Raw genomic sequence first — 12959 nt, forward strand, 5'->3', positions numbered from 1 at the left:
AGATCTGTATAAGAGACACCACGCCGACCCCGCCCCCCACCACCACACCTCCGGCGTCCTCGAAGCCCACGCCCACCGAGACGGTGGACCACCTGGAGGACGCGGGCACCGCCAAGCTCACCGCGACCGCGGGCGACACCTTCGGCGAGAGGATCGCCACCCGCGCCGAGACCAAGGCGGGCAAGACCGTCGGCAAGGTCCGGGTCCGGTTCACGATCGTCGGCGACACCGACGCGGCCTTCACCGGCGGTGAGAGCGTCGCGACCGTCGTCACCAACAGCGCCGGCGTGGCGACCGCGCCCGCGCTCAAGGCAGGCGAGAAGACCGGCGGCTTCACGGTCCGCGCCACCGTCGTCGGCCGCGCCGTCTCCGGCCTCGACTACGCGGCGACGGTCACCGCACGCCAGGCCGACGCGCTGGCCCGCACCACCGACACCGCGCTGACCTGCGTCCCCGGCGGCGAGTTCGCGGACCAGGTCGAGGTGAAGGCCACGTACAAGGGCGCCGCCGCGGACCGTGTCGCCGCGACCGCCACGCTCATCAAGGCGGCGGACGACGCGACCGAGAACGACAAGGGCCCCTACTTCAAGGATGCCGACGGCAAGACGGTACGCACCCTGGCGGGCCTCAAGACGGGCGCGAACGGCCTGTTGAAGCTGCCGAGGCTGTACGCGGACGACACGGCCGGCACGTACTTGCTGCGGATCACCACGACCGGCGGCGCGACGCTGACCGTCGAGCTGAAGGTGGCGGCGGCGGCCTCGTAGCCCCCACGACGACCAGCGGCGCCCCCTCGTCAGTCGGCGAGGGGGCGCCGCTGTGTGTGCGCGACGTGTTCTCATCTCGCCCGCCCGTTGCTACGGTGCCCGATCTGACGCTGTGTCAGTTCCGTCTGTGCCGGGAGGTCCGCATGCGTGCCCTGATCGCCGCCGCGACCGGTCTCGCCGTCGCCCTCGCGCTGGTCCTCACGATCACGGCCATGGGCTCACCGGCGGGCAGCACGTCACCGAAGCCGCTGCTCACCACCGTCCCCAACCACCCGTAACGCACAGCCACTCGTCACACACAAGTCACCCGCAACGCACAGGGAGGGCCGTCGAGATGCGCCGCAAGGCCAGCCTGATCCTGCTCGCCCTCGCCGTGTTCTTCGCGGCCCTGTCCCCGCTGCTGCGCTGGTACGCCTTCCCGCGGCTGGCCAAGATCCCCGCCGGCCAGTACCAGGACATGGTCCTGGAGGCGAAGGACGCGACCCTCCTCGACTACGGCACGATGACCGCCGAGAAGGTCGACAAGGTCACCGTCGTCCAGACCCTCAAGGGCGACGTCGAGGCCTCCGAGAAGATCGAGAGGACCGCGAACCGCGACGTCGTCGTCTGGAACGGCCTGTCCTACGTCCAGGGCCCCGACGGCGAGATGGTCTCCAAGATCCCCGAACGGTACGTCTTCGACGCGCACACCCAGGAACCCGTCCACGTCACCGGCGAGATGGTCGACGGCGACCCCGTCAGGCGCGAGGGCATCGAGTTCAAATGGCCCTTCCTGACGGAGAAGAGGGACTACGAGTACTTCGACGCGCAGGCCCGGATCACCGCGCCCATCCACTACAAGGGCACACAGGACTTCCGGGGCGTCAACGTCTACTACTTCGAGCAGACCATCCCCTGGACCGAAGTGCCCTTCCCGAAGACCATGCCCGTCGAAGGCATCACCGCGAAGTCGGTCGCCGAGACGGGCACGACCCGCTGGTACACCACGGTCCGCAAGTTCTGGGTCGAACCCGTCACCGGCGCACCCGTCTACGGAGAAGAGATCCACAAGGAGGAGCTGCGCGGCGGCACCCTCCTGGGCGACCGCGACAAGGTGACCGCCTTCGCCGGGCACGTGAAGATGCGCGAGGACTACATCCGCTCCACGGTCGACCTGGTCAAGTCCCAGCGCCTGCTCGTCCTGCTGATGACCTCGTACCTGCCCTGGGGCTTCCTCGTGCTGGGCGGCGGACTGCTGTCGCTCTCCCTGTACCTGGAGGCGCGCAGCCGCCGCCCCGGCGAGCCTTCACCCACGGAGACCCGGGAACCGGAACCGATCGGCGCCTGAGACGCACCCGAAACCGCACCCGAGATCGCACCCGGGACCGTGCCCACTTCGGTTCAGCGTCCGAGGCGTGCGTTCGTGTGCCGGGTCGGCTGCGCGGTCGCCGGGTCCTCGGGCCAGGGGTGCTTCGGATACCGTCCGCGCAGCTCCGCTCGTACGCCCCGGTAGCCGTCCTTCCAGAAGGACGCGAGGTCCGAGGTGACGGCGGCCGGGCGCCCCGCGGGCGACAGCAGATGCACCTGCACGGGCACTCCCGCCACCGTCGGCGACTTTTGGGCCCCGAACATCTCCTGCAGCTTCACCGCGAGCACGGGCCGCTCGGGATCGGCGTAGTCGATGCGGATCCTGGACCCGCTCGGCACCGCGATCCGCTCGGGCGCCAGTTCGTCGAACCGGGACCCCTCGCCCGACGCCCACGGCAACAGCCGGCCCAGCGCCTGCCCGGCGTCGATGCGCTCCAGGTCGGCCCGCCGTCGCGCCCGGCCCAGCTCGGGTTCGAGCCACTCGTCCACGCGCGCGTGGAGCGCGTCGTCCGACACGTCGGGCCAAGGGGCACCGACCCGGTGGTGCAGAAACGCGAGCCGCTGCCGCAGCACCTCGGCATCCCGGGACCACCGCAACAACCCGAACCCCTCCACCGCAAGACCTTCGAGCAGCGCCGCCCGTACGAGACCGGGCTCGACCTTCCGCAACGGCCGCACCGCCAACTCCACGGCTCCCAGTCGCCGGACCCGCCGCGCCACGACGTCCCCACCGTCCCAGCGCACCTCGTCCTGCTCCGCGTACAGGGTCCCCGCCGCCTCGCGCGCGACCTCCTCGTCGATCACGGCCCCGAGCCGCACGCGCGCGTGCCCCGCGCCCAGCGGCCGGTCGGCGACCGCGACGGCGATCCAGGAGGCGTCCCGCAGCCCACTGCCCTCAGGCAGCTCCGCACGGGTACCGGACACCATGAGAAGAGACCCCCCTTGCTTCCGGCCAACCCGCTCAGGAAAGGCAAGAGCAGCAACAAGCCCGACGACCTGGTCGTCGGTGGGCGGCGCCCCGTCAGAGGCGCGGGGAACTGCGCGCTCAGCCACAGCCGACCCGCGGCCGTCGTACGACCGTTCCCCCGCGGTCGAGCTGTCGAGCCGAGCCGCAGGCGCCACCGCGGAGCGGAGCCGCCGGACCTCCGCACGCCACCGGGCGCCGTACGCGTCGCCCCCACGGCGCGCGGAGCGCAGCGCGGCGGCGAGGTCGTCCCCGTACTCCCGCGGCGGTTCGTCGCTCAGCAGGGCGACCACCTCCGCCGCCGGCCCGGCCCCCACGGTGGCCGCCGCGTCCAGCAGGGCGCGCCCCAGCCGGGGATGCAGCCCGAGCCGAGACATCCGTACCCCCCGATCGGTCGGCCGCCCGCCGGAGGCGACCGCGCCGATGGCCTCCAGAACGCCCCGAGCGGCCGCCATGGCGCCCGACGGCGGCGGGTCCAGCAGCGACAGGCCCGAGGCGTCGGGATCGCCCCAGGAGGCCGCCTGGAGGGCGAACGCCGTCAGGTCGGCCACCTTGATCTCCGGCGCCGGGAAACGCGGCAGACGCCCGTCCTCCGCCTCCGTCCAGCACCGGTACACCGCACCCGGGGCCTCACGCCCCGCCCGCCCGGCCCGCTGCCTCCCGGTGGCCTGCGAGGCCCGTACCGTCGTCAACGCGCTCAGGCCGCGCGCGTGGTCCACCCTCGGCTCGCGCGCCAGCCCGCAGTCCACGACGACCCGCACCCCCGGAACCGTCAGCGACGACTCGGCCACCGCTGTCGCGAGGACCACCCGGCGCCCCGTACCGCCGGACAGCACGGCGTCCTGCACGGCCGTCGGAGCCCGCCCGTGCACCTGAAGCACCTCGACGTCGCCGAGGCCGCCGAGCTGCCCGGCGACCCGCGCGATCTCCCCGACCCCGGGGAGAAAGCACAGGACGTCCCCGTCGCGTTCGGACAGCGCCCGCCGCACCACCGACGCCACATGGGTCAGCAACACCGGATCCACCCGCATCCCATGGGGCGGGCGCACAGGGCGTACGGACGGCGCCCACACCACCTCGACCGGATGGGACACGCCCGCCGCCTCGACGACCGGCACGTCGCCGAGCAGCCGCGCCCACCCCTGTGCGTCGGTCGTCGCCGAAGCGGCCACCAGCCGCAGCTCGGGACGCAGGGCGGCCCGGACGTCCAGCAGGAAGGCCGCCGCCGTGTCCGCGTCCAGATGCCGTTCGTGGCACTCGTCGAGCACGACCACGTCGACGCCCGTCAGCTCCTGGTCCCGTTGCAGCCGTTGCAGCAGCACGCCGGTCGTGACGACCTCCACGCGCGCGCGTGGACCCACCACCCGCTCCCCGCGCACGGTGAAGCCGACGCTCTGCCCGACCTTCTCGCCGAGCAGCCACGCCATCCGCCGCGCCGCGGCCCGCGCCGCGATCCGCCGCGGCTCGGCCACCACGACCCGGCGCGCGGGCTCCTCACCGACCAGGCCGGCCAGCACCAGCGGCACGAGCGTCGTCTTGCCCGTGCCGGGCGGCGCGACGAGCACCGCGGCGCCCCGGGCCTCCAGGGCGTCGCGCAGGCCGGGCAGCGCGCCGCGTACGGGCAGGAGGTCCAGGGCGTCGTAACGGATCACCTGCTCAGTCTCGTACGCACACGAAGATCGCCGTACCCGGGATCAGGTTTCCCCGCAGAGGCGACCAGCCGCCCCACTCCTGGGTGTTCCAGGCGGGCCACTCGGGCTCGACCAGGTCGACCAGCCGGAAACCGCCCGCCACCACGTCCCGGACGCGGTCGCCGACCGTCCTGTGGTGCTCCACGTAGACCGCGTTCCCGTCCTCGTCCTGCTCGACGTACGGCGTGCGGTCGAAATACGAGGAGGTCACGCTCAGCCCCTCGGGCCCCGGTTCGTCGGGGAAGGCCCAGCGGACCGGATGCGTGACGGAGAAGACGAACCGGCCGCCGGGACGCAGCACCCGGCGCACCTCCCGGAGGACCTGCACGGGCTCGGCGACGAACGGCAGCGCCCCGTACGCGGAGCACGCCAGGTCGAAGGAGCCGTCCGCGAAGGGCAGCGCCGTGGCGTCCGCCTCCACGAGCCGGACGCTGTCGGCGCCGATCCGCAGGGCGTGCTGGAGCTGCCGGTGGGAGAGGTCCAGAGCGACCGGACGGGCCCCCTGGGCGGCCAGCCAGCGCGAGCACTGGGCGGCCCCCGCGCCGATCTCCAGAACGTCCTTCCCCTTCAGCTCCTCCATCGGGCCGAGCAGCTCGGCCTCGATCTCGTCGAGGCCCTCGGGGCTCCATACGAAACGGTCGTCGCCGAGAAACGTGCCGTGCTCGACCTGGTAGTCGTCCGCGTTCCGGTCCCACCAGCCGCGATTGGCCCGGGAACTCTCGGGACCCCCCGCGTCTCGCCGCGTCGCTTCGGACTCGGACTCGGGCTGGGGTCGGGGTTCGGGCTGGGGTTCGGGTTCGGGTTCGACCTCGGACTCGGACCGTTTGGGCTCTTGGATGATCGGCTCCCTCGTATTAATCTGCGGGCTCTTCGTCCGACCCGTTCGGGTGGCGGTCACGAAAGGGGCACCACAGGGTTCACGCGGCCTCGTGACGTCGCCTGATACCTGATGAACGGCTGCCGCCGCATGGGTCTTGTGCCGGGTATGCGGCGATCCGCCCCGGGTGTGCGCCTTCGCGCATTGACCCTGTCCGGCTGCCCCCGTATGCTACAAGTTGCGCTGCGGGCCTGCGCTCCTCAGACGTAGCAGGCTGCGCTCGCATCTGTCGTATGTCCCCTCGGTTTTCGAGGCGCCACCGGCGAGTGTTCTCATCGAACACGGCCCGGATTCGGCGCTTCCTTGGCTGTCCGGCTTCTTCAGAGCGAAACGGGCTCCCGGCGTAAGCAGTACCTACGACTCACTGTCCGTACCGGAGCCCTTTCCCACATGACGATCAGCACCGAGACCACCTCTACCACGCCGCAGGTAGCGGTCAACGACATCGGTAACGAGGAAGCTTTCCTCGCCGCGATCGACGAGACGATCAAGTACTTCAACGATGGCGACATCGTCGACGGAGTCATCGTCAAGGTCGACCGGGACGAGGTCCTGCTCGACATCGGTTACAAGACCGAAGGTGTCATCCCGAGCCGCGAGCTCTCGATCAAGCACGACGTCGACCCGAACGAGGTCGTCAAGGTCGGCGACGAGATCGAGGCCCTTGTTCTCCAGAAGGAGGACAAGGAAGGCCGCCTGATCCTCTCGAAGAAGCGTGCCCAGTACGAGCGAGCCTGGGGCACCATCGAGAAGATCAAGGAAGAGGACGGCATCGTCACCGGCACCGTCATCGAGGTCGTCAAGGGTGGACTCATCCTCGACATCGGCCTCCGTGGCTTCCTGCCGGCTTCTCTCGTCGAGATGCGCCGTGTCCGCGACCTCCAGCCCTACGTGGGCAAGGAGCTCGAGGCCAAGATCATCGAGCTGGACAAGAACCGCAACAACGTGGTCCTGTCCCGCCGTGCCTGGCTGGAGCAGACCCAGTCCGAGGTCCGCCAGACGTTCCTCACGACCCTGCAGAAGGGTCAGGTCCGCTCCGGCGTCGTCTCCTCGATCGTCAACTTCGGTGCGTTCGTCGACCTGGGCGGCGTCGACGGCCTGGTTCACGTCTCGGAGCTCTCCTGGAAGCACATCGACCACCCCTCCGAGGTTGTCGAGGTCGGCCAGGAAGTCACCGTCGAGGTCCTCGACGTGGACATGGACCGCGAGCGTGTCTCCCTGTCGCTGAAGGCGACGCAGGAAGACCCGTGGCAGCAGTTCGCCCGCACCCACCAGATCGGTCAGGTCGTGCCCGGAAAGGTCACGAAGCTGGTTCCGTTCGGTGCGTTCGTCCGCGTGGACGAGGGCATCGAGGGTCTGGTGCACATCTCCGAGCTGGCCGAGCGCCACGTGGAGATCCCGGAGCAGGTCGTCCAGGTCAACGACGAGATCTTCGTCAAGGTCATCGACATCGACCTTGAGCGCCGTCGCATCAGCCTCTCGCTGAAGCAGGCCAACGAGGCCTTCGGTGCCGACCCGGCCACGGTCGACTTCGACCCGACGCTGTACGGCATGGCCGCGTCGTACGACGACCAGGGCAACTACATCTACCCCGAGGGCTTCGACCCCGAGACCAACGACTGGCTCGAAGGCTTCGAGGCCCAGCGCGAGGTGTGGGAGACCCAGTACGCCGAGGCGCAGACGCGCTTCGAGCAGCACCAGGCTCAGGTCATCAAGTCCCGCGAGGCGGACGCCCAGGCCGAGGCCGAGGGTGTCACCACCCCGGGTGCGGCTCCGGCCGCCTCCAGCGGCACGGGTGGCGGCGGTGGCGGCGGCGGTTCGTACTCCTCGGAGTCGGACGACAACTCCGGCGCCCTGGCGTCGGACGAGGCCCTGGCGGCACTGCGCGAGAAGCTCGCCGGCGGCCAGAGCTGAAAAGCTCCCCGCCAGCGGTAGCCAGCTGGTAACCGCGGGCCCGCACCCACTTGGGTGCGGGCCCGCGGTGCGTTTGTCCTACGGCGGGCCCTCAGGGGATCCGCATCCGCCCCGACGCCTGCCTCACCTGCACGTGCGTCAGGCCGACGTGGAGGGACCTCAGCGCCCCGCGCGTACCCGTCGCGGGCTCATGCGCGCGCGTGAGCCCGCGACGCGTACGAGAAGACGCGTATGAGAAGCCGGTAAAAGGCGGCAGCGAAGAGGCGCGAACCGGGAATGCTCATGTCCTGGCCCGTGTTGTCGAGTACGAACATGAGGAGGAGCGGTCACAGTGCTTGATCCGCAGGGTTTGTACGCATGGGAGCCGAAGGGCCTGGCCGTCGTCGACATGGCGCTCGCACAGGAGTCGGCCGGTCTTGTCATGCTCTACCACTTCGACGGATACATCGACGCGGGCGAGACCGGCGACCAGATCGTCGACCGGCTGCTCGACTCGCTGCCCCACCAGGTCGTGGCCAGATTCGACCACGACCGGCTCGTGGACTACCGCGCCCGCCGTCCGCTGCTGACGTTCAAGCGCGACCGCTGGGCCGACTACGAGGAGCCCACGCTGGACGTGCGGCTCGTCCAGGACGCCACCGGCGCGCCCTTCCTCCTGCTCTCCGGGCCCGAACCGGACGTGGAGTGGGAGCGCTTCGCCGCGGCCGTCCAGCAGATCGTGGAGCGCCTCGGCGTGCGGCTGTCCGTGAACTTCCACGGCATCCCCATGGGCGTCCCGCACACCCGCCCCGTGGGCCTCACCCCGCACGGCAACCGGACGGACCTCGTCCCCGGTCACCGCAGCCCCTTCGACGAGGCGCAGGTACCGGGCAGTGCCGAGTCGCTGGTCGAGTACCGGCTCATGGGGGCCGGCCACGACGTCCTGGGCGTCGGCGCGCACGTGCCGCACTACATCGCCCGCTCCCCGTACCCGGACGCCGCGCTGACGGTCATGGAAGCGATCACGGCCGCGACCGGACTGGTTCTGCCGGGCATCGCGCACGGTCTGCGCACCGAGGCACACCGCACCCAGACCGAGATCGACCGGCAGATCCAGGAGGGCGACGAGGATCTCGTCGCGCTCGTCCAGGGCCTTGAGCACCAGTACGACGCCGCCGCGGGTGCCGAGACGCGGGGCAACATGCTCGCCGAGCCGGTGGACATTCCGTCGGCGGACGAGATCGGTCTTGAGTTCGAGCGCTTCCTGGCGGAACGGGAGGGCGACGCGTAGCGCTCCGCGTAGGCGCGCCGCTGGTGTCCTTGTAGGTCGGCCGCGGGTGCGTTGTGGCTGGTCGCGCAGTCCCCCGCGCCCCCTCCGGGGGACCCGACGAGGCGCTGTCAGTGGCGGGGCCTAAGCTTTTGGGCATGTTGAAAGTGGGCCTGACCGGTGGGATCGGTGCCGGTAAGAGCGAGGTGTCGCGGCTGCTGGTGGAGCACGGCGCCGTGCTGATCGACGCCGACAGGATCGCGCGAGAGGTCGTCGCGCCCGGAACACCCGGGCTGGCGGCGGTCGTCGACGCCTTCGGCGAGGACGTGCTCGCCGCGGACGGCACGCTCGACCGGCCCAGGCTCGGCTCGATCGTCTTCGCGGACGCCGACAGACTCGCCGTGCTCAACTCGATCGTGCATCCCCTGGTGGGAGCCCGCTCCCGCGAACTGGAGGAGGCCGCTCCGGCGGACTCCGTAGTGGTGCACGACGTACCCCTGCTCGCGGAGAACGACCTCGCGAGGCTGTACGACCTCGTCATCGTCGTGGACGCGAGCCCGGACACCCAGCTCGACCGGCTCGTGCGGCTGCGCGGCATGACCGAGGAGGACGCCCGCGCCCGTATGGCGGCGCAGGCCACGCGCGAGAAGCGCCGGGAGATGGCGGACGTCGTCATCGACAACGACGTGCCCCTGGAAACACTGCGGCAGCGTGTACGGGACGTGTGGACGGACCTTGAGCGGCGGGCTCGGGCGATGTCGGAATAGTGGGCGCCTTCGAGGCGTTGACGTCCCGCAGTGAGGGAAGGACTCAGCCGTGCCCGAGACCAGCGGATTCGCCGGACGTACTCCGGAGACGCATGTCATTGACTTCCGCGCCGCCGAGCAGTTGCTCGCCGCGCGGGATCCCAGGGGCGCGGTGAAGCTGCTCGACAACGTCATCGCCGCGTACCCGGAGAACACCGCGGCACGACTGCTGCGGGCGCGGGCCTTCTTCGCGGCGGCGCAACTGCGGCCCGCCGAGCTGGAGTTCACCATCGTGCTGGAGCGCGAACCGGACAACGCGTTCGCGCACTTCGCGCTGGCCCGCACCTACGAGCGCTCCGGACAGCCAGGTCAGGCCATGCGGCACTTCCGGCTGGCAGCGGCGCTGGACCCGCAGCCGGAGTACCTGGCCGCGGCACGGTTCGACTCCTGACCCCGGCTCACCGCCGCTTCGCTTCACGGGCACGGTGGTCCAGCGGCTGGTACGGCGGGATGTCGGGGCCCGGCTGGTAGTGCGGCCCCTGGCGGATATGTCTGAGGATCATCGTCAGGTCGACGGTGACGATCAGGCACAGCACACCGCACGCGACGGCCCAGCCCGTCCGCCCGACGAGAGCGAACGCGGCCGTCCCCAGGATCGCCCAGACCAGCCCCCACACACTGAGCCACAGGCGCGCTCGCAGCGCACTGCGAGCAGTTGTCGGTTCACTGCCCGTACGCATCCGGATCACTACTCCTACGGTCAAACGTACTCTTCGTGGGGCAGGTTCAGCGAGGGCAGACAGGCAGACGAACGGGCACACGTACGGGCAGGCGGACGGTCGGGCGGACGAGCGGGGAGCGGCTGTGCTGGTGGAGGAGCTGCGAGCGGACGAGAAGCTCGCCGGATGGCTGAGGGACCTGGAGAGCGAGGGCGAACCGCGCACGGAGGCGGCCCTGCCGGACGCGATCGCGCTGCCGGATGTCCTGCTCGATCTGGCCGTGCCGCACGAGTGCGTCAACGAACTGGTCGCGCTGCGTGCCCGGCTGGTGGCGGACCCGGAGGCGTTGACGCTGCTCGGGCGGTGCGTCGACCGGTTCGTACGGGACATGGGGGAGATCGGCGGAGGATGGGAGCCGCCGGTGTTCCCGGAGTCCACGGGGGCGCTGGGCCGTACGTTCCAGGTGTTCGTCTTCATCGCCGCGCTGCCGTATGTGCGCGCCTACCACCGGCAGCGGGACGTCCCCGCGGACGTCTCCCGGCGCACCCTCGCCGACCTGGGCCGCAACCTGGCCGTGCACCGGCGGCGGACCGGCACGACCGGCTTGCTCGTGCCGTGGTGGATCGGCCTGCACTTCCACGGGGAGCTGTACGAACTGGGGCGGCTGCAGTTCCAGCGCGCGCGGCTGGGCGGGCACACCGGGCAGGCGGCGGCGGACGCGGGGCTCGACACGGGACCCGGTGAACGCTGTCTCAGCCTGCACATCGCCGACTTCCGGGGACCCTTGTCACCGGCGGCCTGCGACAGGTCGCTGGACCTGGCACGGGAGTTCTTCGCGCGCCACTATCCTGACGAGCGCTACGAGGTGGCGGTCTGCCACTCCTGGCTGCTCGACCCTCAGTTGAAGCGGTATCTGCCCGCCGACTCCAACATCGTGCGCTTCCAGGAGCGGTTCCGGGTCGCCCACGAGGAGACGAAGGCGGACGACAAGACCCCCGTCGGTTTCGTCTTCGGCGACCCCGAGTCGCCCGCGGCCGGCCTCCCACGGCGGACAAGCGTCGAGCGGGCGGTCGGGGACCATCTGCGGGCGGGCGGTCACTGGTACGGCGGCCATGGATGGTTCGCGCTGTAGCCGTCGGCTCCGGAAAGTTCCCTGGGCAAGTTCCCTGGCTGCAGCACGTTTCACTCGTACGGGTGGTGCGAGAGAGGGTGGGAACGTGGCGGCGGGCACGAGCCGTTGGGCGGGTATGACGATCGAAATGCGTGTGGGGTACGAAGGGACAGGGCCCGGTGCCATTACGCCGGACGGCTGCGCGGTGGAGCTCTACTCACGGCTGCCGGTCGGGGACGAGCCGGACATCATCGCCTCGGCCGTGCCGGCGGGGGCGCATATTCTCGAACTGGGCTGTGGTGTGGGGCGTATGACCCATCCGCTCCTGGAGCGGGGTTTCACGGTGACGGCGGTGGACGAGTCCGCCGAGATGCTGGAGCGAGTGAGCGGAGCGCGCACGATACGCGGCGCCATCGAGACGCTCGACCTGGGCGAGAGGTTCGACGTGGTGATGCTCGCGTCGTTCCTCGTGCACGCCGGCGACGCGGAGGTTCGGCGCGGAATGCTGGACGTGTGCCGGAGCCATGTCGCGGACGGCGGCTGTGTACTGATCCAGCGCGAGGGCGAGGACTACCACTCCGACCTGCCGCGCGAGCGGGTCGATCCGAGCGGGTTCACGATTCGGATGCTGTCCGCGGAGCCGGTCGGGGACGGCGTCGACTCGGTGCGGGCGGAGTACGTGTTCCCGGACGCGATATGGACGCAGACGTTCCTGGCCAGACCGCTCAGCAAGGAGGAGTTCGAGGAGGCGTTGGGGGAGGCGGGACTGAGGGTCGACACCTATCTGACGGAGGACCGGATCTGGGTGCGGGCGGTACCGGCGGAGAGGTGACGTCCTCGGGCCGGACGACTGGGGAGGGATCGGGTGAGTTGGGAGGGGCTGGGTGAGTCGGGAGGCCGGGGGAGCCGAGGGAGCCGGGGAAGTTGGGGAAGTCGGGGGAAGTCGGGGTGAAGAGTTTCGGCGTGAGGCGATGAGTTCCGGAAGACGGGTCGGTCTACCTCTGTGACAGCAAAGCGAGCCGCTCGACACAGGAGAACCTCATGTCCAAGACCACCGTTCCCGTCGCCTCCGTCGCCCCCGCCCTCTCCGGCACCGTTGTCGCAGAGTCGGCGACCGCCCGTGGACGCCGTGCCCGCCTCGCCCTGAAGGGACTGCAGGTGCTGCTCGCCCTCTTCTACGTGATCGCGAGCGCGGTGCCCAAGCTCGTCGCGCACTCCTCGGCGGTCGAGTCGTTCGACGAGATCGGCTGGGGAAGCGCGGGGATGTACACGATCGGCCTTCTCGAACTGGCCGGCGGCATCGCGCTGGTGATACCCGTACTGGCCTCCGTGGCAGCCGTGTCGCTGAGCGCACTGATGGTGGGCGCGTTCATCACGCAGGTCACCGTGTTCGACGGGGAGTACGCGGCGACCCCGCTCATCCTCATCGTGCCGCTCGCACTGATCGCCTGGGCACGACGGGGGCAGGCCGCGGAACTGGTGGGGCTGATACGGCGCCGGTCCTGAGAGCTGGTTCTGGGCGCTGGCTTTGAGCTGGTTCTGTCCCCCTGGGCGAGCGCCCAGGGGGACAGAACCAG

12 protein-coding genes and 1 pseudogene are annotated in these 12959 nt (G+C 70.6%); 10 read left to right on the forward strand and 3 right to left on the reverse strand.

Annotated features, from left to right (window positions below; translation table 11 throughout):
* The 3 genes and pseudogenes from AOK01_RS19605 to pgfA all read left to right on the forward strand — a co-directional run.
* Positions 1 to 758 (forward strand): annotated as a pseudogene (locus tag AOK01_RS19605) (lytic transglycosylase); the annotation flags it as partial.
* Positions 759 to 910: 152 nt separating this feature from the next.
* Entirely contained in the window at positions 911 to 1045 is a 135-nt protein-coding gene (locus AOK01_RS42790; protein ID WP_107099856.1) for an SPW_0924 family protein, read from the forward strand.
* Between the two features lie 56 nt (positions 1046 to 1101).
* Positions 1102 to 2094 (forward strand): cell envelope lipid trafficking protein PgfA, encoded by a 993-nt coding sequence (pgfA, locus tag AOK01_RS19610; protein WP_055513453.1) that lies wholly within the window; start codon positions 1102 to 1104, stop codon positions 2092 to 2094.
* A gap of 53 nt (positions 2095 to 2147) precedes the next feature.
* On the opposite strand, the gene hrpB is transcribed toward pgfA, so the two are convergent.
* Together hrpB and AOK01_RS19620 are read right to left on the reverse strand one after the other, a co-directional pair.
* On the reverse strand, positions 2148 to 4730 hold the full coding sequence (hrpB, locus tag AOK01_RS19615; RefSeq protein ID WP_055513455.1) for an ATP-dependent helicase HrpB: 2583 nt from the start codon (positions 4728 to 4730) through the stop codon (positions 2148 to 2150).
* A gap of 4 nt (positions 4731 to 4734) precedes the next feature.
* A complete protein-coding gene (locus AOK01_RS19620; protein WP_055513457.1) occupies positions 4735 to 5667 on the reverse strand; it encodes a class I SAM-dependent methyltransferase in 933 nt (310 codons plus the stop codon).
* 369 nt (positions 5668 to 6036) lie between these two features.
* Between AOK01_RS19620 and rpsA the strand changes: the two genes are divergently transcribed.
* The 4 genes from rpsA (at position 6037) to AOK01_RS19640 (ending at position 10003) form a co-directional block, all read left to right on the forward strand.
* Positions 6037 to 7560, forward strand: coding sequence for a 30S ribosomal protein S1 (gene rpsA, locus AOK01_RS19625; protein WP_055513459.1), 1524 nt, complete (start codon positions 6037 to 6039; stop codon positions 7558 to 7560).
* A 331-nt stretch (positions 7561 to 7891) separates the two neighbouring features.
* The gene (locus AOK01_RS19630) at positions 7892 to 8830 is read left to right on the forward strand and encodes a PAC2 family protein (protein ID WP_055513461.1); all 939 of its coding nucleotides are present in this window, start codon (positions 7892 to 7894) and stop codon (positions 8828 to 8830) included.
* Positions 8831 to 8964: 134 nt separating this feature from the next.
* Positions 8965 to 9573, forward strand: coding sequence for a dephospho-CoA kinase (gene coaE / locus AOK01_RS19635; protein ID WP_055513463.1), 609 nt, complete (start codon positions 8965 to 8967; stop codon positions 9571 to 9573).
* 49 nt (positions 9574 to 9622) lie between these two features.
* Positions 9623 to 10003, forward strand: a complete 381-nt coding sequence (locus AOK01_RS19640; protein ID WP_055513466.1) for a tetratricopeptide repeat protein — start codon at positions 9623 to 9625, stop codon at positions 10001 to 10003.
* Positions 10004 to 10010: 7 nt separating this feature from the next.
* On the opposite strand, the gene AOK01_RS19645 is transcribed toward AOK01_RS19640, so the two are convergent.
* Complete coding sequence (locus AOK01_RS19645) at positions 10011 to 10292, reverse strand: DUF6343 family protein (protein ID WP_055513468.1); 282 nt, start codon at positions 10290 to 10292, stop codon at positions 10011 to 10013.
* Positions 10293 to 10416: 124 nt separating this feature from the next.
* On the opposite strand from AOK01_RS19645, the gene AOK01_RS19650 reads away from it, so the two are divergent.
* From AOK01_RS19650 to AOK01_RS19660, 3 genes are all read left to right on the forward strand, one after another.
* Positions 10417 to 11403: an acyltransferase domain-containing protein gene (locus tag AOK01_RS19650; protein ID WP_055513470.1), complete on the forward strand. Its 987-nt coding sequence runs from the start codon at positions 10417 to 10419 to the stop codon at positions 11401 to 11403.
* A 127-nt stretch (positions 11404 to 11530) separates the two neighbouring features.
* Positions 11531 to 12214, forward strand: coding sequence for a class I SAM-dependent methyltransferase (locus tag AOK01_RS19655; RefSeq protein ID WP_055513473.1), 684 nt, complete (start codon positions 11531 to 11533; stop codon positions 12212 to 12214).
* A gap of 209 nt (positions 12215 to 12423) precedes the next feature.
* Complete coding sequence (locus AOK01_RS19660; protein WP_055513471.1) at positions 12424 to 12888, forward strand: DoxX family protein; 465 nt, start codon at positions 12424 to 12426, stop codon at positions 12886 to 12888.
* The last annotated feature ends 71 nt before the right edge of the window (positions 12889 to 12959 follow it).

The organism is Streptomyces aurantiacus (assembly GCF_001418335.1).
Classification (GTDB): domain Bacteria; phylum Actinomycetota; class Actinomycetes; order Streptomycetales; family Streptomycetaceae; genus Streptomyces; species Streptomyces aurantiacus.

Excerpts from the sequence above, each read along its gene's own strand:
- AOK01_RS19645 (WP_055513468.1), bottom strand. The coding sequence starts at position 10,292 with ATGCGTACGGGCAGTGAACCGACAACTGCTCGCAGTGCGCTGCGAGCG.
- AOK01_RS42790 (WP_107099856.1), top strand. The coding sequence starts at position 911 with ATGCGTGCCCTGATCGCCGCCGCGACCGGTCTCGCCGTCGCCCTCGCG.
- pgfA (WP_055513453.1), top strand. The coding sequence starts at position 1,102 with ATGCGCCGCAAGGCCAGCCTGATCCTGCTCGCCCTCGCCGTGTTCTTC.
- coaE (WP_055513463.1), top strand. The coding sequence starts at position 8,965 with ATGTTGAAAGTGGGCCTGACCGGTGGGATCGGTGCCGGTAAGAGCGAG.
- rpsA (WP_055513459.1), top strand. The coding sequence starts at position 6,037 with ATGACGATCAGCACCGAGACCACCTCTACCACGCCGCAGGTAGCGGTC.
- AOK01_RS19660 (WP_055513471.1), top strand. The coding sequence starts at position 12,424 with ATGTCCAAGACCACCGTTCCCGTCGCCTCCGTCGCCCCCGCCCTCTCC.
- AOK01_RS19655 (WP_055513473.1), top strand. The coding sequence starts at position 11,531 with ATGCGTGTGGGGTACGAAGGGACAGGGCCCGGTGCCATTACGCCGGAC.